Origin of the sequence: Nocardia sp. NPDC005998 (assembly GCF_040614395.1) — a bacterium.
Taxonomy (GTDB): Bacteria; Actinomycetota; Actinomycetes; order Mycobacteriales; family Mycobacteriaceae; genus Nocardia.
The window spans coordinates 118,638-138,262 of record NZ_JBEXUI010000021.1 but is presented as its reverse complement, the minus strand read 5'-3'; the positions used below and the strand labels follow the sequence as shown (position 1 = coordinate 138,262).

Here is a 19,625-nt window from a genome sequence, read left to right as displayed (position 1 = left end):
GCCTCGACCACACTCGAGGCAAACTGAAAGCGGCATCACAACGCGGCGCCCCCTGGGGCACCCTCCGCAGGCTCCGCGGCGGTGACGCTCCCGCCCACACCTGACCCCTTGGGTGGCTACAACCCACGTACATTTTCGAGGATCTGCACAATATGGCCTACGTAATCACGCAGCGTTGTTGCAACGACGCCAGCTGCGTCACTGAGTGCCCGGTCGATTGCATTCGTCCTACCCCGGATCAGCCGGAGTTCGCGACCACCGAAATGCTCTACATCGATCCCGACACCTGTATCGACTGCGGTGCCTGCGTCGACGCGTGCCCGGTTGAGGCCATCTTCTCCGAGGATGATCTGACCGCGTCACTGGCCAGGTTCCGTGACATCAATGCCGCCTACTTCCAACGGCATCCGCTCGAATCGAACTTCGATCCGATCGTCACGCCCGCACGTCCGCCCAAGGAACTCGGCACCCTGCGCGTCGCCATTGTCGGTGCGGGGCCCGCCGCCTGCTACGCCGCCGACGAACTGCTGCGGCGTTGCGATGTCGAGGTCGAGATGTTCGACCGGCTACCCACGCCGTGGGGGCTGGTGCGCGCGGGTGTCGCCCCCGACCACCCGGGCACCAAGACGGTCTCGGGCCTGTTCGAGTCCGCGTTCCGTCGCGAGACGCTGCAGTACTACCTCAATGTCGAGGTCGGTACGCACATCACGCACGAGGAACTGCTGGCCCATCACCACGCGGTCATCTATGCCGTCGGCGCATCCTCCGACCGGCGCCTTGGCGTGCCCGGTGAGGATCTGCCCGGCAGCCATTCGGCGACCGAGTTCGTCGCCTGGTACAACGGCCACCCCGACTTTGCGGACCGACACTTCGACCTGTCCGCCGAGCGCGCGGTGATCGTCGGCAATGGCAATGTCGCCCTCGATGTCGCCCGCGTGCTGACGGTGGATCCGGACGAACTCGCCAAGACCGATATCGCCGACTATGCCCTGGATGCGCTGCGCGCCAGCAATATCCGCGAGGTGGTCGTGCTCGGCAGGCGTGGTCCGCTGCAGGCGGCCTACACCTCGCCGGAGTTCCTGGCGCTCGCGCATCTGAAGGGCGTCGATATCGTCGTCGACGAGGCCGACCTCGCGCTCGACCCGGCCAGCCAGGCGCTGCTCGACGATCCGGAGGTCGAGCCGTCACTGCAGCTCAAGTACACCCTCGCCGAGGAGTTCGCGGCCGGCCACCGCGATCCGGCGAACAAGCGGATCGTCTTCCGCTACCTGACCTCGCCGACCGCGTTGCACGGTACCGAGCACGTCGAGTCGGTGGAGTTCGCGCACAACGAATTGGTCAGTGAGAACGACCAATTGGTGGCGCGCGCGACCGATCGCACCGAAACCCTCGAGACCGGGCTGGTGCTGCGCTCGATCGGCTACAAGGGCGAACCGATCAAGGATCTGCCCTTCGATGAGCGCCGCGCGGTCGTTCCCAATGAGCACGGGCGGGTAATCGGCGAAGACGGTGTCCCGCTGCCCGGTGTCTATGTGAGCGGCTGGATCAAGCGCGGTCCGCGCGGTGTCATCGGGTCCAACCGCATCGACTCCGAGGAGACCGTCGAGCTGCTGCTCGCCGACTTCAGCACAGGCAAACTCGATGCGCCACAGGCCGATCGGGCCGCACTGAAGGCACTGCTCGCGCAGCGGCAGGCCGATCTGGTCGACCGTGCGGGCTGGAAGGCGATCGATACGGCGGAGAAATCCGCGGGCAAGGCCTCGGGACGTCCGCGGGTCAAGTTCACCACCCGCGAGGATCTGCTCAAGGCCGCGCGCGGCTGAACCGGCGACCGGCTCCGTTCCCAGCGAACGGAGCCGGTTTCTTACAGGGGCATGATGCGCACGACCGTGGTGGTCGTGCCGCCGACCACGAACCACAACCGCAGTACCGGCCGCCCGGAGCGATCGCCCGGCTCGTAGCGGCTGCGCACGGTGACGTGCTGACGCGCGAGTACCGGCGCCACGTACTCGATCACCGCGCGATGCGGGCCCGCGACGAGCTTGGGGTACTCGACCAGGAACTGTTCCACCGCCTGCCAGTAGCAGGCGTTGTTGACGTGGTTGTACTGGTCGATATCGGTGGCCCGCACCGGGAACGGCATATCGGTATCCGATTCCGGCGGTGTGGCGTCGATGAGATAGGGCCGCCAGCGCAGGCGGTGCTCATTGGTGGTCTGGGCCAGATAGGCCAGGCCCTCATCGCTGATCCGCGCCGGCATGTTGTTGGACTCGCTGATATTGATCCAGAAGCCCTCGGTCTCGATCAATCCGCCGTTGGCGCTGGTAACCCGGACCCGCATATTCGTCCACCGGGTGGACATACTCGAACACCAGCGCAGCAGCCGCACCTCGTCGGGCCACAGGATCGGCCGGATGACGTCGATGACCGTACGACGCACGATCCAGGTCGGATCGGTGGTATGCAGATTCGTCTGCTGCAGCTGCTCCCAGGCAATATCCTGCAGGTAGCGTGCGACGGCGTCGAACCGCAAGCGGTTGTACGGATCTACATCGCCAGCCCGGATGGGCCACGCCGACGCAAACCCCATGCCCTCCTGGGGAAGCGGGGCGAGTGGCTGATCGAGTGACACTGGTGCTCCTCGCGCTGCACGGTGTGCCGCGTTCTTTTACGCTGCTGTTCTGAGACGACTTTACGGGGCGTACGTCACACCCTCGCGTCGAGCCGCCTCTACTCTCACTTGTCGGTCCCGCCGAGCAGGACGGGCAATGAGTGCAGCACCGTGCAGCGATTCGATGAGAGGTGGTGCCCGGTGACCAGTGCCCCCGACTCCGACCTACCCGCCAAACTCGGCAAACCCGCCGAACGCGCCCTGGCCGCCGCCGGCATCCAGCACCTGTCCGACCTGACCAGCTGGACCGAACGCGACGTCGCCGCCCTACACGGCGTCGGCCCGACCGCCATCGCCAAACTCCGCACCGCCCTGGCCGAACGCGGCAAGAGCTTCGCCTGAGCGCTCCGCCGCGGGGACGATCGGCGATTGCGCCGGTACTATCCCGAGCAGGACCGAGGGGAGGGGCGGAGTTGGAATCACTGGGGCCGCATGATCCGCAGATGGCGGGTCGCCACCGCTTGATCGCCGTAGTCGGGCAGGGTGCGATGGGGCGGGTGCTGCTCGGGCGTTCGCCGGATGGACGGCTCGTAGCGGTCAAGATGATCCACCGCCACCTCGCTCAGAACCCGGAATTCCGCGCCCGTTTCCGACTGGAAGTCCAGGCATCGCAGCGCGTCACCGGCGCATACACGGCTGCGGTCATGGATGCCGATCCGGATGCGCCCGAGCCGTGGCTCGCCTCGGTCTTCGTCCCGGGCCCAGCGCTCCGCGACGCTGTCGACCAATTCGGCCCGATGCCATTGGGTGGGCTCCGATTGCTCACTGCGGGACTGGCATCGGCGCTCATGGAGATTCATCGCGCCGGCATGGTGCACCGCGACCTCAAACCGACCAACGTGCTGCTCGCGGAGGATGGTCCGCGCGTCATCGACTTCGGTATCGCCCGGGCGCTGGAGGGGGATCCCCAGCTCACCAGCACCGGCTCGCTCATCGGGTCACCCGCCTTCATGTCGCCCGAGCAGGCAGAAGGCCGACAGCTCACCGCCGCCAGTGATGTGTTCTCCGTCGGTGCCATGCTGTTGTTCGCCGCGACCGGGCAGAGCCCATTCCTCGGGGCGTCGCCGCCGCAGACCTTGTACAACGTGGTGCACAACCGGGCCGACACGAGCCGAGTGCCGACGATATTGCGCCCGGTGCTCGATGCGTGCCTCGATAAGCGCCCCGCCTATCGCCCGACGCCCGCTCAGCTGCTCGAATCGGTCGATGCTGTGACCGCCCAGTCCAACTGGTCGGGCGGAGTGCGGCAACAGATCGCGCGGGCGCGGGCCGATGCGGAACGGTGGGTGGCGCTGGACGGGCGGGTCCCCGATCCCGAAAAGCCAAGGCGTCCGGCTCGATGGGCAATTGCCGCGGCTGCGGTGACGTTGTTGATCGCAGGCGGGACCACGGCGGTGTTGCTCACTCGCACCCAGCCCACACCGGATCCACTGGCGAACAAGTCTGTCGATTTGTCCGATGATCAACTGCGGCTGGTCGACTCGTGCAAACTGCTCGGCTCCGATGTAGTCGGTACGCTCGGTCAACCGCTAAGACCCAAGCTGACGAATTCCTCGGTCTGCAGTACACAGTTCGCGACCGTTGATGGCAAGAAGCCCGCCATGACGGTTAGTGTTGGGACCGTACTTGCCGGATCGCGCAGCGAAACCGGCACCTCGGTTGCGGGCAAATCGGTACTCGATACAACAACCGAAACGCAGTCGTGCGCCCGCGGTATCGCGCTTCGCGCCAAACCATTCATCGGTGTCGAGCTGAAGATCGGCCTGGTGGACGGGGATGTCTGTGAGTTGGCCGCGCAGGCCCTGAGAGCTGTTGTCACGCGATTGGTGACCGATCCACCGCGCGTCAGTCCGCCGAAGCAGTCGGTTGTGCCGATAGACCCCTGTACTTCGGTCGATCCAACGGTCATTGCAGCCACGATGGGATCGACAGCCGAGCCGTCGCCGGAAAACGTACACACCTGCTCATGGAAGGGCACTAATTTCGGTCTCATCACTGTCCGGACGGATGAGGAACCACGGGTCGACGACAATTCGAGGTATAGCAACTTTGTGGTGGACGGTGGCAAGCTGGGCGGTCTCGCCTCGACGCGCATAACCACCAGCAGTGGCGTCTGCACAACAATTCACCTGGTACGCCCGACCATCGAAGATCGGGGGGAATTGATCACCGTAATGGTCGTACCCGCAGACCGAACGGCTGTCGAGGCTGCCTGTGCCGCAACCGAATCGGTACTCCGTGGGGTTGTCGACAGATTGAGGAAATCCTGATGGTGACGCAGCTGCAGCCCGGTGACCCCGTCCGCATCGGCAGATACCTGCTGCTGGGTCAGCTCGGTGCCGGTGGCATGGGTCGGGTGCTACTCGGCGTCGGTCCCGATGGCCGCTTGGTCGCGATCAAACAGGTGCACGCGCACCTGATTACCGAAGAGGACTTCCTGCCGCGCTTCCGCCGGGAGGTGCAAACCTCCGCGCGGGTATCGGGCGCTTTCACCGCGGCCGTGATCGACTTCGACATCGAATCTGAAACACCTTGGCTTGCATCTATTTTTGTACCTGGTGTGCCCTTGGACAAAGCGGTGCAAGACCATGGGCCGCTACCATCCGCGCAAGTGCGGACCCTCGCCGTAGGCCTTGCCTCTGCTTTGCATGCGATTCATGGCGTCGGATTGATCCATCGAGATCTCAAGCCCGCCAACGTTATCCTTGCCGAGGATGGTCCGCGCGTCATCGACTTCGGTATCGCTCGTGCCGTCGAAGGCCGATCCGAACTGACCCATACCGGCTCGATCATCGGCTCGCCCGCCTTCATGTCGCCCGAGCAGGCGCAATCCGAGGCGCTGACCCCCGCCAGTGACATCTTCTCCCTTGGCGCTGTTCTAGCGATGACAGCGGGCGGCAAGAGCCCCTTCGCCGGATCTTCCCTGCCGCACACGCTCTACAACATCGTGCACACCCAGCCCGACCTCAGCGGCCTCCCTCCGGAGGTGCGTCACCTCGTCGAGCCCTGTCTGCGCAAGGACCCGAAAACCCGCCCTACCCCGGCGGAAATCCTCGACTTTTTGGGACCGCTTCCGCCCCAGGCGCATCCATGGTCCGCCGCGGTCCATCGGGCTGTTCGCGCACAGGGCGCGGAACTGTCTGCGCTGCTCACCGATCCGGAAGCGACGCAGATCGTCGGCGCCGATGACACCATCGGCCCGGGGGCTGGTCCGAGCTTCGATGAGAAACTCCGGCAGCTCGAGGCATGGTCACCGAACCGATCGGATCGGCGCAAACGTAAGCGGGTCTGGATCGGTGCGCTCATGGGAGTGGTGGTTCTGCTCGCGGCCGTGACCGGTGCGGTCGCGCTCAGCGGAGGTGGGTCGGACCCCGATAGACCGAACCCGCTTGCCGGGTTCAACATGACGAAGCTGCGGTCGATCGATGTGTGCTCCGCCATGAACGATCCGTTGGTGGATTCCCTGGGGGAATGGGAGCGGAAACCGGCCTTCGGCGATTGGGGATCCTGCAATGCGACTGCAGGTGGGTATTCGATCACCGTGGACGTCGAGCGGATCGATGGATTTCGAGACAGCAGCACGAAAGTCAGCGGAGTTCCGGTGCTCGAAAACCCTGCGGCTGCAGAAAATCAGTGCGACCGCGCGTTGTTGCCCGCTGCCGCCGATCCGCAGTTCGGAATCGTCGTTCATGTGGGGGCTGTGCACGAGGGATCGGCCGACAAACTTTGCCGAATCTCGGACGAAGCCGCGGCAGAGCTGGCTCGTAATCTCAGTGTCAAAGTGCCGCAGCTGCAGAACTTTCGTGGTTCGTTGGCACGGCACGACCCCTGTGCGGTGGTCGACACCATCACCTTGAAATTATCGATCGGCGAACTGGTTCATGGGACTCCGGACTCGCTGCATACGTGTAAGTGGGTTTCTGCGAACACAGTCACCGTGTCCCTCTGGACGTACACTCCGCCCAACGAGCAGAAACCGATTCATTTCGACTTCGGTGGCGGGAATACGGTCGATGTCGACGAGGCCGAGATGAAGTCGACCTCGTGCACTCGGCATGGGGTATACCGCCCTGCCACCGATGGCCGTCCGTCCGAGGTGGTGACGGTCTCGGTTGCGGGTTCCTCGGTCGGCGAACATCCCGAGCTGCGGTGCCTCGGCGCGCGCCAGATCCTGCAGAACATTCTCGACAACCTCCCCAAGGTGAGCCGATGAAGCGCGGCCGGATGTTTTCAGCTCTGCGCACGGTCGCTGTGCTTACTGCTGTTGTCGTCGCATCCGGATGTGGTGCGACTGTGCATGGCAGCGGTGTCGCCGCCGAAATCGACGTGCGCACACTCGATGTTGGTGCCCTGCCGACATCGCCACCCAAATTGTCGTCACGTCTGAGCGATCTCGGATACCGGCGCCTCGAGGCCGCCCGGATGTCGGATGCGGTGCTGAGCCCACATGAGGTGGACGGCAAGTACACCGGTGGTGCCGCGGCGGCCGCACACACCGAGGCGAAGTCGGTGACCTTCTACTTGGCCGATGCCGTCGTACCGGTACTGCAGAAATACGACTTCGTCGTGGGGTTCTCGACTGGATCCGCCGACGACTCACGCCCGCTGACCAAAGCCACGCATGGTAGTCACGAGCGGGAGGGTCTGGTGATAACGGTGCTTCGGTTTCCGGATGCGACGGCGGCAGAGGCCGCGGCTAAGGAGCTCGATACTGTGGATTTCGGGCTCAGTCCAGAGAATGTCGCGGTCACGCTGCCCAAATATCCGACATCTAGCGCGCACTGGCGACCGGCGGTTCCTACGCTCGGCAGTACGACCGCGCACGGGGTTTACGTGGTGAGCGTCCTTGCGGATGCTCGGTCAGCGGATCTCACTCGGCTGACCGAGATGACGCAGAAATACCTCGACGCGGAACTCCCGGAACTGGACAAATTCGTACCAACGCCGATCGGCAAATTAAATACCCTTCGTCAGGATCCGGATAGCGTCCTCATTCGTGCCCTGCATGCTGGCGGAGTCGTTCCAGAACCCGATGGTCAAGGCGAGGTCGTCTACACCGCGCGTGGCTATCTGAACTACATCCTCGATCAGGGCGGACGATTCCCGGTGTTGCAGCGCGCTGGCGTGGATCGGGTCGCGATGACGCCGAGTGTACTGGTGTTCCGAACCCGAGACGACGCGGCCGCAACCGTATTCGTCGCTGAATCGGTGGAATTGGGTGCGGCGGTTGATCGCCGTGCGGTGGATCCACCCGAGGAAGTTCCGAATACGGCGTGTGTCCAGGACTATTCGGCGCAATCGTCCGACGCGCAGTTCCGGTGTTTCGTCGCCTACCGGCGCTACGTCGCATTGCTCCTGGGCCGTCGATTGTGGGAGACCCAGCAGAGGGCAGCGGCACAGTACGCCTTGTTCGCCAACAGTCGATGACGCCTTGTTCGCTCGCCGTCAGTAGCCGCGGTATGCGCCACCGGAATTGACCGCCGCGACACCTGGCACATTGCCGAGCGATCCGTATGTATCGATCGAGTACCGAACCCCAGCGATGATGTTGTCGACCGGATTCCAGATGTCGTCGTGGCCGGGCGCTTTGTAGGCGTTGAAAGTGCTGTCGATGGTCTGCATGAGCCCTTTGGACGGATGTCCGGCCACCCAGTTACTATCCCAGCGGTTTTCGGCGTACGGATCGCCAGCCGATTCGTGCTGGATGATCAGTGCGATCGCGTTCTCATCGATATCCTTCGGGTCGTAACCCATGGCGATGAGCGCCTTTTTCGCATCCTCGATCCACTTGGCCACATCGCCGGACGGCTTCGCCCCGGTTGGTGCGCTCGAGCTCGTACCACCGGAGTACAGCGAGCTGGAAGGGGATCCGGAGCCGCTGCCGTTGTGGTTGCTCGACACATAACTGGGCTTGCCCGTGTTGGGTGTGGAGGTGGTGGTAGAGGTCGGTGTGGTGCTGGTGTTCTGCGGCTGCGACGCAACGGCATTCGGATCGCCGAGGCCGTCGTAGGCGGTCTGGAGTTTCGTGACCGCCTGATTCACCTGGACCTTCGCCTGATCGGCCACGGCTTCGGCCTGCGCGAGCGCATTGACAATGTCCGATTGCCATTTGGCGGCGTCCAGGCTGGTCTGATCGGTGAGCCGGTTGGCTTCGGACTCGTTCAGATTCTCCTTGTACCAAGCGATTCGGTCATTGGCGTCGACGGTGCCGTTGGCGGCGACGCGGAAGCCCGGTTCGGTCTTCGCGCCAGGGGCCGGGCAGGTCGGGTTGGTGGCCAGATCGCGCAGCGAGAGCACCTTCTGCTTGGCGTTGTTCAGATTGTCCACCTGGGAGGTGAAGGCGGTCTGGAGATCGCGCAGTGCCTGACTCAGCGTGGAGGCGCGGGTCTTTTCGGTCTCCATTCGCGTATTGGCCGCGGTAGCGGCCACGCCGGACCACGTCTTGTCGATCCCCAGTTTCGCGGTGTCCTCGGTGCCCTTGCGGACCACGGTATCCAGATCCGTCGAGATCTTGCCCGCGTTGTTCGCGGCGGTGGTGAGGTGGTCGGGCTCCCATTTGGCGACGTCGTCGATGGTGAGCGTCATGGCAGTTGCAGCCCGATCGTCTTCAGGTTGTTGGTGAAGTCGGTCTCGGCGACTTCGAAGGCGCCCGCCGCATTGTGGGTGATCGACGCGATCTTCTCGAGGCGCTCGCCGATTCGGGTCAGGCTGCGGTTGACGATATCGGTGGCCGGTTGCACCGCGGCGCCGAATTGGGTGCCGGGCAATGCGTTGATCGCCGAGTTGAAGCCGTCACCGGCATTGAGCTTTTTGATGCCGCTCGCCTCATCGCCAAGACTTTTGGCGAAGGTCTGTAGCGCGCCCGCGTCGACTTTCAATGTCCCCGGGTCATTGGTGTCCACCACGGAAAACTCCCCCTTCGTCCCCACCTCAGGTCGCGGTCAGCATAGCCAAAAACGGGTGGTGTGGACAGGGGGCCGATGGGGCCGGTTAGGTTGGTTACGGCGTCGGTGATGGTCTGAGTGTCGCCGAGTGGACAGAGAGGTCGGCATATGCGCGCAGCCCAGGTCAGCAAGCTGGAGGGGCCGGAAGCGGTCGAGGTCGTCGAGATTGCCGAACCCGCGGCATATCCCGGCAGTGTGGTCATCGACGTGCACGCGGCCGGGGTGGCGTTTCCCGATGTGCTGATGACACGCGGTCTGTACCAGATGAAGCCGGAGTTGCCGTTCGTCGTCGGCGGTGAAATCTCCGGGATCGTGCGCGAGGCCCCGGAGGGCGCGCACGTCGTGGCGGGCGACCGGGTGGTCGCGCTGACGCTGCTCGGCAATGCCATGGCCGAGGTCGCGGTCGTACCGGCGCAGATGGTGTTCCGCCTGCCGGACAACGTATCGCTGGAGGCCGGGGCCGGGATCCTGTTCAACGATCTGACCGTGCACTTCTGCCTGCGCAACCGCGGCAGACTGGCCGAGGGGGAGACCGTGCTCGTGCACGGTGCGGCCGGTGGCATCGGCACCTCGACGCTGCGCATGGCGGCGGCGCTGGGTGCGGGCCGGGTCATCGCGGTGGTGAGCACCGAGGAGAAGGCGGCGGTCGCGCGCGCCAATGGCGCCACCGATGTGGTGCTGACCGACGGCTGGCTCGCCGCGGTCAAGGAACTCACCGGTGGTCGCGGTGTGGATATCGTGCTCGATCCGGTCGGCGGCGACCGGTTCACCGACAGCATCCGCAGCCTGGCCTCGGCGGGTCGCCTGCTGGTGGTCGGCTTCACCGCTGGGGAGATCCCCACGGTCAAAGTGAATCGACTGCTGCTGAAGAACGTCGAGGTGGCCGGTGCGGCCTGGGGCGAATGGATCATGACCCATCCGGGCTACCTGACCGAACAGTGGGCCGAAGTCGAGCCCCTGCTGGCCTCCGGCAAGATCACCCCGCCGGAGCCCGTGCTCTACCCGTTGGAGCGCGCCGCCGAGGCCGTCGCCTCTTTAGACAATCGCACGGCAACCGGCAAGGTCGTCGTCACCCTGCGCTGATAATGCTGTCCAATCGGGTATTGAATCGGACCTTGCTCGCGCGTCAGCATCTGCTGGAGCGTTCGACGCTGAATGTGTTCGAGATGTGTGAGCATCTGGTCGGGCTGCAGGCGCAGGATTCGCCGCCGCCGTTCGTCGGATTGTGGAGTCGCATAGCGGATTTCGATCCGGCGACGGTTTCGGCCGGGCTGGAGGACCGCTGGCTGGTACGGATCACATTGATGCGCGGCACAATTCATCTGGTGACGCCGCCGGACGCGCTGCGTATTGCGCCGCATATTCAGCCGGAACTCGAAAAGGTGCCCTTCCGGAAGGGTTTCAACTACGGCGCAATGGTCGGGTTGGATCCGGATGAGGTGCGCGAACACGGCGAGGCGGCGATGGGCGATGAGCCGATGTCGGCGGCCGATCTGCGCGCCAAGGCCGCGGCGATCTACCCGGATCGCGATGCGGGTGCGGTGCTGCAGACCTGGCTGTACCAATTGCCCGTGCTGCAGACCCCGCCGCGCGGCAAGTGGAAGGACAACAGCAGGCCGGTGTGGTCGCGTGTCGAACCCTGGCTCGGCGCACCGCTGGATCCGAGCTATCCACTGGCGGAGTTGGTCTTTCGCTATCTGCGCGCCTTCGGCCCGGCCAGCACCATGGATATGCAGGCCTGGTCGAAGCTGACCGGTATGAAGGCCGCCGTGACACAACTCGGCGATCGCCTGCGCACCTACACCGACGAACGCGGCCGCACCCTCTACGACGTCGCCGACGGCGAACTCGCCGATGCGGATGTGCCCGCTCCGGTCCGGCTGCTCGGCTGGTACGACAACGCGATCCTGTCCCATCAGGATCGGTCCCGAATCGTGCCCGATGGCGCGGCGCCGCCGCTGCGGGCATTCGCCGCCGCGGTTTCACCGGTACTGGTCGATGGCTTCCTCGCGGGTTTCTACAAGATCTTCCTGGCGAAGGGCGTCGCCCGACTGCGCATAACGCCGACCAGGAAGTGGACGGCCGCGGAGCGCGCAGCGGTGGATGCCGAGGCCCATGCGCTGGTCGGATTCCTGGAGGCGGATAAGCAGCCGAGCGTCGAAATCCTCGATGTGGGCGCCGATTTGCGACCCTGACGAGGTCGGCCGGGACGGCGCTGACTGCGCCTACCTGCCCGGCGCTACATCGAGCGCGGTTGCCGTCGCACCCGGACCACCGGCAACGGTTGACCGGGTCCGGCCACCATCTGCTCGGCGATATCGGTTGCCATCAACACCGCCGCGGTGAGTCCGACCACGGCGATGGCGGGCAGCATCGACGACACCAGCGCGACGACGATCAAACCCAGTGCCGCCGCAATGCGGGTCGTGGCCACATTGCCCAGCATTCGCCACCGATTCACCACCAGCGCCATGAGGAACAGCGCAGCGCCGCCCGGTGCCAGTGCGGCGGCAACACCGTGCGCGATGTGACCGGGATCGGCCACCGCATGACCCAGCCCGACCGCCACCGCGACCAGTCCGGCCACCAGCCCCAAATGCCCATAGCTCAGCACATCTCGCACGATCAACCCGGGCGCGGGCATGGTCGTCAGCGCGTGCTCGAGCAATCGCGCCGAGCGATGGAAATAGATCCACCACAGCCCTGCGCCCACCAGGAAGGCCAGCACCAGCGTGGTCACCACCTGCGGATCGAGGTCGGTCGATGCGGCCTGCGCGCCCGCGTCGACCACCGATTCACCCAGCGCGATAATGATGAACAGGCCGAACCGCTCCACCAGATGCGAGACCCCGATCGCCCGGTTGCGCACGGCCCTGCCGTACAGCAGCGGTGCGCCCAACTGCACGATGAGCGCCCCGGTCCAGACCCAGATGCGGGTATGTTCCGGCAGCGGCGCGCTCGCGAAGATCGCTATCGCGGTGACCAATCCGATGCTGAACGGATTGATGGTGGTCTCGAAGCCGTGCGTGCGGGTGACGGCGATGAACAGCACGATGCGCAAAAGCAGATGCGCGCCCGCGAAAACCATTGCGGCCCCGCGTGGTTGGTCCAGTGCCGCGGGCGCCGCCACCGCCATCAAGTAGATGAACAGCCCACAGCCGAACAGCACGAGACGTTGGGCATTGGTCTCCTCGACGGTATTCACCAGAATGGTGACGCCGACCCAGCCCCACCACAGCGGGGCGAGCAGGACCAGGGCGTGGCCGAGGGTGGCGATCGAGGTGTGCTGGCCCAGCACATGCGCGGTCTGGGTGACCGCGAAGACCAGGACCAGATCGAAGAACAACTCGGCCCAGGTGGCGCGGGCATGGGGTGTGGCGGTGTTGGATTCGGCAGGCTCGCTCATCGGAATCTCGTACTCGGTGACACGGGAATACGAGCCTAGATGGGTTCAGCGCTCCGGGTTGTCCCGGTAGGCGGGCGCTTTGGTGGTCCCGGTCGGTGTCAGCGTGCGCAATAGTGGCAGCGTCCGGTGCGCGATGACCGTCGACAGCACGATCACGCTGTGCGAACGCACCACCGAACTCGTCCGGTCGATACTCAACAGCACCGCCTGCAGCCCGGCATGCGAATCCGCGCCGATCCGGCACAGCACATCGCCCGAGCCCGTGGTCGCGTATGCCTCCAAAACCCCTGGAATCGCATCGAGTTCGGCCGCCACGGCATCCAGCGCGCCCTGTGCGATCTCCAGCGTGACGAAGGCCTGCACATCGAAACCCGCTGCGGTGACATCGATCTGCGGATCATAGGAGGCGATGACGCCCGACTCCTCCATCCGTCCGATGCGCGACTGGACGGTGGCCCGCGCGACCCGGGTGCGCCGGGACAGTTCGAGAATGCCCGCCTTCTGATACTCGTGCATCGCGGTGAGGATGGCGAGATCGAGTTCATCCAGTTTCGCGGGCGTGCGCGACATGACGGCCTCCGTTCGGGGCGCGACCGGCGTGGTGCGGGTCGCTCTGATGCTATTCAAATTGTCCAGCATCAGGGGTGGGTTCCTAGCCGAATTCACCACAGTGTCTACCGAAAATCGATGATGTTGCCTATCCGCAGAGGCGGCGATTTCCTTGGATCATGACCATCGAGCACCTGCCGAACTCCCAGCGACACAGCGGCCCGCTGCCCACCGACGTTGAGCTGCGCCGGCTCGTCGGGCTGGTCGATCACGATGACGCCGTCGATCCGTTCCCGGTCATCGGCTGGGACGCACTGGTCTGGGTGGTCGGCAACGCGACCCAGACCGCCCACTTCCTGGAGTCCGCCTTCGGCATGCGGCTGGAGGCCTACTCGGGCCCGGAGACCGGCAACCGCGATCACAAGGCCTATGTGCTGCGCAGCGGCGCGGCCAGATTCGTCATCACCGGAGCGGTCGCACCGGACAGCCCGCTGGTCGCCCACCACGACCGGCACGGCGACGGCATCGTCGATATCGCGCTGGAGGTGCCGGATGTGGACCGCTGCATCGAATGGGCGCGCACCCACGGCGCGACGATTCTCGCCGAACCACATGACGACACAGACGAATTCGGCACCGTTCGGTCGGCGGCACTGGCCACCTACGGTGAGACCAGGCACACACTGATCGACCGCTCCGGGTACCACGGGCCGTATCTGCCCGGATATATCGCCCGCCGCTCCGGCCATCAGCCGCGCCCCGGCACGCCAACCCGGCTGTTCCAGGCCATCGACCATGTCGTCGGCAACGTCGAGCTGGGCATGATGGACGAGTGGGTCGAGTTCTACCGCCGGGTCATGGGTTTCACGAATATGGCCGAATTCGTCGGCGACGATATCGCCACCGAGTACTCGGCGCTCATGAGCAAGGTGGTGGCCAATGGCAATCACCGGGTGAAGTTCCCGCTCAACGAACCCGCGGTGGGTAAGAAGCGTTCCCAGATCGACGAATACCTCGAGTTCTATCGCGGCCCCGGCGTACAGCACATCGCACTGGCCACCAGCGACATTCTCGAATGCGTCGACGTATTGCGCCGCGAGGGCATCGAATTCCTCGAAACACCCGACACCTACTACTCCGATCCCGAACTGCGCGCCCGCATCGGCCATGTCCGCGTCCCGGTGCGCGAACTGCAAAGCCGCGGCATCCTGGTCGACCGCGACGAGGACGGCTATCTCCTGCAGATATTCACCAAACCGCTCACCGACCGCCCCACCGTCTTCTTCGAACTGATCGAACGCCACGGCTCCCTCGGCTTCGGCAAGGGCAACTTCAAGGCCCTGTTCCAGGCGATCGAACGCGAACAGGCCGCCCGGGGCAACCTCTGAACCAGCCCGGTCGGTGCAGCCCGCACCGCACAGCGGGCTGCACCCCGGGTTCCGCCGGTATTGTTCACGGCATGCGGATCCCGTCGGCGATCGTCACCGGTCTGGCCTTGGCATTGACGCTAGCGGCCTGCGGCTCGGACGGTGACTCCGATTCCTCCAACGCCCCGTTGCGTCCGCCGCCGAAGGTCGCCGCGCTCGGCCCGTTCGTCGGTGAATGTGGCCATGTCACCGAACAAGAGGTCCGCGATATCGCCGGACTGACCCAGCTTGCGCGGGTGTATCGGAACTCGGTCGGCTGTAACTTCCAGGCCGCCGGACTCGCTTCGCCGAGTGTCACTTTCGCGTCGTATCGGGGTAGCCCGATCGATCGCGAGAAGGCCTGGGTCTCCAATGTCGGTCGCAATCCGGAGACCATCGATGTCGGCGGTCGCAAAGGATTCCAGGCGCTCGACCCCAGCGGTGCGGTCTGCGATCTCGCGGTGCAACTCGATGACGACTTCTTCGAATGGTCGATGTCCTACGGACTGTTCTCCAGTCAGGGCAATCCGTGTGACCGGACCCGCAAGCTGGCCGAGTTGACCGTGCAGCGGTTGCAGTGAGGGGAGCACAGATGAGTTCACGTCCGGGCCTCCGGATCGCGGCCGTCGCCGCCACGGTATGCGCGGTCGCGCTGACCGCCGGTGGCTGCGGTAAGACCGTCAACGGTTCGGCGCATCCGGCGGGCGGCAGCGGAGCCACCACCGTCAATACCAATTTCGACAAGCTGCTGCGCGAATGCGAGGTGGTCGGGCTCGACCAGATCGGTTCGGCGGTGGGCAATGCGCAGATCGTCTCGTCGTCGTTCAACGGCGCGGTCTGCATGTGGGATGTCGAGGATGCACCCGGCGGCTCGGCCATGGTCACCCTCAACTGGTACGAGGAAGGCTCACTGAATAACGAGAAGTCCAATAACGACAAGCTGGGCTACAACACCGAGAACATCACCGTGCAGGGGCGGCGCGGTCTGAAGACGACGCGTCCGAACGATCCCGACTCGTGCGGGGTGAGTGCGGGCGCCGCCGATACCGGCATCATCGGCTGGTGGATCAACTATCGACCGGGCGGCCATCCCGATCCGTGTGCCGGCGCCCAGAAATTGGTCGAGCTGACCCTGAATCTGGCCAGGTAGCCCGGCCGGTGATAGTGGCCTTTCGGCCGCGCCGACCGACCCCACTTTGACCATGTGTCGAGGCCACGGGTATCGTGGATCGCTGTGCCCGGAAGCATGCGGGCAAGTTCGTGCGCAAACGTAGGCCAGCGAGAGCGGCCGACCTTTCCGGCGTGCCCGGAATTCGGACTATGTCTTGCGTGCGACACGCCCGACCTCGGGACGCGAGAAACGCGGTCGGACGTGCGGGTGAAGACTCGATGACACAGACATGAAGTTCCAGACACCGCGTTAACTAATTAAGGAAAGCCGGTCTATGCCAACCATCAACCAGCTGGTCCGCAAGGGTCGTCGCGACAAGGTCGCCAAGACCAAGACCGCGGCCCTCAAGGGGAGCCCGCAGCGTCGTGGCGTGTGCACCCGCGTGTACACCACCACCCCGAAGAAGCCGAACTCCGCGCTGCGCAAGGTCGCGCGTGTTCGCCTGACCAGCGCGGTCGAGGTCACGGCCTACATCCCGGGTGAGGGCCACAACCTGCAGGAGCACTCGATGGTGCTCGTTCGCGGCGGTCGTGTGAAGGACCTCCCCGGTGTTCGCTACAAGATCATCCGCGGCTCGCTCGACACCCAGGGTGTGAAGAACCGCAAGCAGGCCCGCAGCCGTTACGGCGCCAAGAAGGAGAAGAGCTGATATGCCACGCAAGGGCCCCGCACCCAAGCGTCCGCTGATCAACGACCCGGTCTACGGTTCGCCGCTGGTTACTCAGCTGGTCAACAAGATCCTGCTGGACGGCAAGAAGTCCACCGCCGAGCGCATCGTCTACGGCGCGCTGGAGCAGGCGCGCGAGAAGACCGGCACCGATCCGGTCGTCACCCTCAAGCGCGCGCTCGACAACGTCAAGCCTGCCCTGGAGGTGAAGCCCCGCCGCGTAGGTGGCGCCACCTACCAGGTCCCGGTCGAGGTTCGTCCCGGCCGCTCCAACACCCTTGCGCTGCGCTGGCTGGTCAACTACTCCCGCGCGCGCCGCGAGAAGACCATGATCGAGCGCCTCGCCAACGAACTGCTCGACGCCAGCAACGGTCTCGGTGCTTCGGTGAAGCGCCGTGAGGACACCCACAAGATGGCCGAGTCCAACCGGGCCTTCGCGCACTACCGCTGGTGACGTCTGCCCGGCCCGTCGTTTTCTGGGTCGGGAGGCACAGTCGGAACGCGGCACTAACCTGCCGCTTCCGGCGTTGACATAGAGACGACCACAGGGTCGTCCCCGAAAATCCCATCTAGCTACGAGCGGGGAAGATTTCCGTGGCACAGGACGTGCTCACCGACCTGAACAAGGTCCGCAACATCGGCATCATGGCCCACATTGATGCGGGCAAGACGACCACAACTGAACGCATCCTCTTCTACACCGGCATCACCTACAAGATCGGTGAAGTCCACGATGGCGCCGCCACCATGGACTGGATGGAGCAGGAGCAGGAGCGTGGTATCACCATCACCTCCGCGGCCACCACATGCTTCTGGAACGACAACCAGATCAACATCATCGACACCCCCGGGCACGTCGACTTCACCGTCGAGGTGGAGCGGTCGCTGCGCGTGCTCGACGGCGCCGTTGCGGTGTTCGACGGCAAGGAAGGCGTCGAGCCGCAGTCCGAGCAGGTGTGGCGTCAGGCCGATAAGTACGACGTGCCTCGGATCTGCTTCGTCAACAAGATGGACAAGCTCGGTGCGGACTTCTACTTCACCGTGCAGACCATCAAGGACCGCCTCGGTGCCAAGCCGTTGGTCATCCAGCTGCCGATCGGCGCTGAGGACACCTTCGAGGGCATCGTCGACCTGGTCGAGATGAACGCCAAGGTCTGGAAGGGCGAGACCAAGCTCGGCGAGAAGTACGAGATCGAAGAGATCCCGGCCGATCTCGCGGAGAAGGCCGAGCAGTACCGCCAGGAACTGCTCGAGACCGTCGCCGAGTCGGACGAGGCGCTGCTGGAGAAGTTCTTCGGCGGTGAGGAGCTCTCGATCGAGGAGATCAAGGGCGCCATCCGCAAGATGACGGTCAACTCCGAGCTCTACCCGGTCCTGTGTGGTTCGGCGTTCAAGAACAAGGGCGTGCAGCCCATGCTCGACGCCGTGATCGACTACCTGCCGACCCCGCTGGACGACGGTGGCACCGACGGTCACGTGCCGGGCAAGGAAGACGAGGTCATCCACCGTGACGCCAGCACTGCTGAGCCGTTCGCCGGTCTCGCCTTCAAGATCGCCGTGCACCCCTTCTTCGGCAAGCTGACCTACGTGCGCGTGTACTCGGGCAAGGTCGACTCCGGTGCCCAGGTCATCAACTCGACCAAGGGCAAGAAGGAGCGCCTGGGCAAGCTGTTCCAGATGCACTCCAACAAGGAGAACCCGGTCACCGAGGCCGTCGCGGGCCACATCTACGCGGTCATCGGCCTGAAGGACACCACCACCGGTGACACCCTGTGCGATCCGCAGAACCAGATCGTGCTCGAGTCCATGACCTTCCCGGACCCGGTCATCGAGGTCTCGATCGAGCCGAAGACCAAGTCCGACCAGGAGAAGCTGGGCACCGCGATCCAGCGCCTCTCGGAAGAGGACCCGACCTTCTCGGTCAAGCTGGACCAGGAGACCGGTCAGACCGTCATCGGCGGCATGGGCGAGCTGCACCTCGACATCCTCGTCGACCGCATGCGCCGCGAGTTCAAGGTCGAGGCGAACGTCGGTAAGCCGCAGGTGGCCTACCGCGAGACGATCACCAAGAAGGTCGAGAAGCTCGAGTTCACCCACAAGAAGCAGACCGGTGGCTCCGGCCAGTTCGCGAAGGTCATCATCGCCCTCGAGCCGTTCGTCGGCGAGGACGGCGCGACCTACGAGTTCGAGAACAAGGTCTCCGGTGGCCGCGTGCCCCGCGAATACATCCCTTCGGTGGACGCGGGCGCGCAGGATGCCATGCAGTACGGTGTGCTCGCGGGCTACCCGCTGGTGAACCTGAAGGTCACGCTGCTCGACGGCGCTTACCACGACGTCGACTCGTCGGAAATGGCCTTCAAGATCGCTGGCTCGCAGGCCCTGAAGGAAGCGGCCCGTAAGGCCGGTCCGGTGATCCTCGAACCGCTGATGGCGGTCGAGGTCATCACGCCCGAGGACTACATGGGCGATGTGATCGGCGACCTGAATTCCCGCCGTGGCCAGATCCAGGCCATGGAGGAACGCAGTGGTGCCCGTGTCGTCAAGGCGCTGGTTCCGCTCTCGGAGATGTTCGGTTACATCGGCGATCTGCGGTCGAAGACCCAGGGCCGGGCGAACTACTCCATGGTGTTCGATTCGTACGCGGAGGTTCCGGCCAACGTGTCGAAGGAGATCATCGCCAAGGCGACCGGCGAGTAGGTGTCTTCGGGCACTCCGCAGGCTCCGCGCCTGCACGATCGGGGCAGGTGCAAGACTTGCCCCGATCAGCCGGGAGTCAGCACGACCCCCAATATGTAAACCGCACTGCTGCAA

The 19,625-nt window shown here is 64.7% G+C and carries 18 protein-coding genes; 13 read left to right on the top strand and 5 right to left on the bottom strand.

The window, feature by feature from the left end; translation table 11 throughout:
• Positions 1-152: 152 nt before the first annotated feature.
• The gene (locus ABZ293_RS25755; RefSeq protein ID WP_355184602.1) at positions 153-1,823 is read left to right on the top strand and encodes an FAD-dependent oxidoreductase; all 1,671 of its coding nucleotides are present in this window, start codon (positions 153-155) and stop codon (positions 1,821-1,823) included.
• Positions 1,824-1,864: 41 nt separating this feature from the next.
• Here ABZ293_RS25755 and ABZ293_RS25750 read toward each other — a convergent pair whose 3' ends face one another.
• Positions 1,865-2,632 (bottom strand): acyl-ACP thioesterase domain-containing protein, encoded by a 768-nt coding sequence (locus ABZ293_RS25750; protein ID WP_355184600.1) that lies wholly within the window; start codon positions 2,630-2,632, stop codon positions 1,865-1,867.
• A gap of 180 nt (positions 2,633-2,812) precedes the next feature.
• Here ABZ293_RS25750 and ABZ293_RS25745 point away from each other — a divergent pair, with 180 nt between their 5' ends.
• From ABZ293_RS25745 to ABZ293_RS25730, 4 genes are all read left to right on the top strand, one after another.
• Positions 2,813-3,013, top strand: a complete 201-nt coding sequence (locus ABZ293_RS25745) for a DNA-binding protein (RefSeq protein WP_355184598.1) — start codon at positions 2,813-2,815, stop codon at positions 3,011-3,013.
• 101 nt (positions 3,014-3,114) lie between these two features.
• On the top strand, positions 3,115-4,941 hold the full coding sequence (locus ABZ293_RS25740; RefSeq protein ID WP_355184596.1) for a serine/threonine-protein kinase: 1,827 nt from the start codon (positions 3,115-3,117) through the stop codon (positions 4,939-4,941).
• A complete protein-coding gene (locus ABZ293_RS25735; protein WP_355184594.1) occupies positions 4,941-6,884 on the top strand; it encodes a serine/threonine-protein kinase in 1,944 nt (647 codons plus the stop codon). Before ABZ293_RS25740 ends, ABZ293_RS25735 begins: the two co-directional genes overlap by 1 nt.
• Positions 6,881-8,098 (top strand): hypothetical protein, encoded by a 1,218-nt coding sequence (locus ABZ293_RS25730; protein WP_355184592.1) that lies wholly within the window; start codon positions 6,881-6,883, stop codon positions 8,096-8,098. The genes ABZ293_RS25735 and ABZ293_RS25730 overlap by 4 nt, the downstream gene beginning before the upstream one ends.
• Before the next feature lie 18 nt (positions 8,099-8,116).
• Here ABZ293_RS25730 and ABZ293_RS25725 read toward each other — a convergent pair whose 3' ends face one another.
• Both ABZ293_RS25725 and ABZ293_RS25720 read right to left on the bottom strand, forming a co-directional pair.
• Positions 8,117-9,256: a transglycosylase SLT domain-containing protein gene (locus ABZ293_RS25725; RefSeq protein WP_355184590.1), complete on the bottom strand. Its 1,140-nt coding sequence runs from the start codon at positions 9,254-9,256 to the stop codon at positions 8,117-8,119.
• Complete coding sequence (locus tag ABZ293_RS25720; protein ID WP_355184588.1) at positions 9,253-9,576, bottom strand: ESX-1 secretion-associated protein; 324 nt, start codon at positions 9,574-9,576, stop codon at positions 9,253-9,255. Before ABZ293_RS25720 ends, ABZ293_RS25725 begins: the two co-directional genes overlap by 4 nt.
• 147 nt (positions 9,577-9,723) lie before the next feature.
• Here ABZ293_RS25720 and ABZ293_RS25715 point away from each other — a divergent pair, with 147 nt between their 5' ends.
• Positions 9,724-10,698 (top strand): NADPH:quinone oxidoreductase family protein, encoded by a 975-nt coding sequence (locus ABZ293_RS25715; RefSeq protein ID WP_355184587.1) that lies wholly within the window; start codon positions 9,724-9,726, stop codon positions 10,696-10,698.
• Positions 10,698-11,810 carry a winged helix DNA-binding domain-containing protein gene (locus ABZ293_RS25710; RefSeq protein ID WP_355184637.1) on the top strand — a complete coding sequence of 371 codons (1,113 nt, stop codon included), beginning with the start codon at positions 10,698-10,700 and terminating at the stop codon, positions 11,808-11,810. The genes ABZ293_RS25715 and ABZ293_RS25710 overlap by 1 nt, the downstream gene beginning before the upstream one ends.
• A gap of 44 nt (positions 11,811-11,854) precedes the next feature.
• On the opposite strand, the gene ABZ293_RS25705 is transcribed toward ABZ293_RS25710, so the two are convergent.
• Positions 11,855-13,021 (bottom strand): low temperature requirement protein A, encoded by a 1,167-nt coding sequence (locus tag ABZ293_RS25705; protein WP_355184585.1) that lies wholly within the window; start codon positions 13,019-13,021, stop codon positions 11,855-11,857.
• Between the two features lie 45 nt (positions 13,022-13,066).
• Positions 13,067-13,591, bottom strand: a complete 525-nt coding sequence (locus ABZ293_RS25700; RefSeq protein WP_354956324.1) for an Lrp/AsnC ligand binding domain-containing protein — start codon at positions 13,589-13,591, stop codon at positions 13,067-13,069.
• 158 nt (positions 13,592-13,749) lie between these two features.
• Here ABZ293_RS25700 and hppD point away from each other — a divergent pair, with 158 nt between their 5' ends.
• From hppD to fusA, 6 genes are all read left to right on the top strand, one after another.
• The gene (gene hppD / locus ABZ293_RS25695; protein ID WP_355184583.1) at positions 13,750-14,958 is read left to right on the top strand and encodes a 4-hydroxyphenylpyruvate dioxygenase; all 1,209 of its coding nucleotides are present in this window, start codon (positions 13,750-13,752) and stop codon (positions 14,956-14,958) included.
• Positions 14,959-15,029: 71 nt separating this feature from the next.
• Positions 15,030-15,557: a DUF3558 domain-containing protein gene (locus ABZ293_RS25690; RefSeq protein WP_354956318.1), complete on the top strand. Its 528-nt coding sequence runs from the start codon at positions 15,030-15,032 to the stop codon at positions 15,555-15,557.
• Positions 15,558-15,568: 11 nt separating this feature from the next.
• Positions 15,569-16,126, top strand: a complete 558-nt coding sequence (locus ABZ293_RS25685) for a DUF3558 domain-containing protein (RefSeq protein ID WP_355184581.1) — start codon at positions 15,569-15,571, stop codon at positions 16,124-16,126.
• Positions 16,127-16,421: 295 nt separating this feature from the next.
• On the top strand, positions 16,422-16,796 hold the full coding sequence (gene rpsL / locus ABZ293_RS25680; protein WP_014353064.1) for a 30S ribosomal protein S12: 375 nt from the start codon (positions 16,422-16,424) through the stop codon (positions 16,794-16,796).
• A gap of 1 nt (position 16,797) precedes the next feature.
• The gene (rpsG, locus tag ABZ293_RS25675) at positions 16,798-17,268 is read left to right on the top strand and encodes a 30S ribosomal protein S7 (protein WP_030525248.1); all 471 of its coding nucleotides are present in this window, start codon (positions 16,798-16,800) and stop codon (positions 17,266-17,268) included.
• Positions 17,269-17,408: 140 nt separating this feature from the next.
• On the top strand, positions 17,409-19,511 hold the full coding sequence (gene fusA / locus ABZ293_RS25670) for an elongation factor G (RefSeq protein WP_355184579.1): 2,103 nt from the start codon (positions 17,409-17,411) through the stop codon (positions 19,509-19,511).
• Positions 19,512-19,625 lie beyond the last annotated feature (114 nt).

Excerpts from the sequence above, each read along its gene's own strand:
- ABZ293_RS25755 (WP_355184602.1), top strand. The coding sequence starts at position 153 with ATGGCCTACGTAATCACGCAGCGTTGTTGCAACGACGCCAGCTGCGTC.
- ABZ293_RS25740 (WP_355184596.1), top strand. The coding sequence starts at position 3,115 with ATGGCGGGTCGCCACCGCTTGATCGCCGTAGTCGGGCAGGGTGCGATG.
- ABZ293_RS25735 (WP_355184594.1), top strand. The coding sequence starts at position 4,941 with ATGGTGACGCAGCTGCAGCCCGGTGACCCCGTCCGCATCGGCAGATAC.
- ABZ293_RS25730 (WP_355184592.1), top strand. The coding sequence starts at position 6,881 with ATGAAGCGCGGCCGGATGTTTTCAGCTCTGCGCACGGTCGCTGTGCTT.
- ABZ293_RS25725 (WP_355184590.1), bottom strand. The coding sequence starts at position 9,256 with ATGACGCTCACCATCGACGACGTCGCCAAATGGGAGCCCGACCACCTC.
- ABZ293_RS25715 (WP_355184587.1), top strand. The coding sequence starts at position 9,724 with ATGCGCGCAGCCCAGGTCAGCAAGCTGGAGGGGCCGGAAGCGGTCGAG.
- ABZ293_RS25705 (WP_355184585.1), bottom strand. The coding sequence starts at position 13,021 with ATGAGCGAGCCTGCCGAATCCAACACCGCCACACCCCATGCCCGCGCC.
- ABZ293_RS25700 (WP_354956324.1), bottom strand. The coding sequence starts at position 13,591 with ATGTCGCGCACGCCCGCGAAACTGGATGAACTCGATCTCGCCATCCTC.
- hppD (WP_355184583.1), top strand. The coding sequence starts at position 13,750 with ATGACCATCGAGCACCTGCCGAACTCCCAGCGACACAGCGGCCCGCTG.
- ABZ293_RS25690 (WP_354956318.1), top strand. The coding sequence starts at position 15,030 with ATGCGGATCCCGTCGGCGATCGTCACCGGTCTGGCCTTGGCATTGACG.
- ABZ293_RS25685 (WP_355184581.1), top strand. The coding sequence starts at position 15,569 with ATGAGTTCACGTCCGGGCCTCCGGATCGCGGCCGTCGCCGCCACGGTA.
- rpsL (WP_014353064.1), top strand. The coding sequence starts at position 16,422 with ATGCCAACCATCAACCAGCTGGTCCGCAAGGGTCGTCGCGACAAGGTC.
- rpsG (WP_030525248.1), top strand. The coding sequence starts at position 16,798 with ATGCCACGCAAGGGCCCCGCACCCAAGCGTCCGCTGATCAACGACCCG.